This window comes from Streptomyces durocortorensis (assembly GCF_016901035.1).
GTDB classification, from domain to species: Bacteria; Actinomycetota; Actinomycetes; order Streptomycetales; family Streptomycetaceae; genus Streptomyces; species Streptomyces durocortorensis.
This window is the reverse complement of sequence record NZ_JAFEUF010000583.1, coordinates 1-289: the sequence shown is the minus strand read 5'-3', so window position 1 is coordinate 289 and position 289 is coordinate 1. Positions and strand designations below refer to the sequence as shown.

General features: G+C 74.7%; 1 pseudogene. It reads left to right on the top strand.

The window, feature by feature from the left end:
• Positions 1–30: 30 nt before the first annotated feature.
• Positions 31–289: pseudogene (locus JS521_RS37150) on the top strand (class E sortase); the annotation flags it as partial.

The following is a 289-nucleotide window of genomic DNA, read 5'->3' as shown; positions in this document are numbered from 1 at the left end:
GCTCGGGGAGGGCGTGGGGTGCGGTCGGGCGTGCGTGGCCGCGGGGGCGGTCCGCGTCTCCTCGCCCGTGGGCTGTGGGTCTCCGCCGAAGCCGTCGTGACCCTCGGTGTCGTGCTGCTCCTCCTCGTCGTCCATCAGCTCTGGTGGACCAACCGCGAGGCCCGCGCCGACGCCGGGCGTACCGTCCAGAGCCTCCAGCGGGAGTGGGACCGGCCGATCCAGGAAGACAGCGGTGGCGGTGGTGCCCGACAAGAGAGTCCCCGGCCCTCCGCGAGCCCCGGTCCGGAAG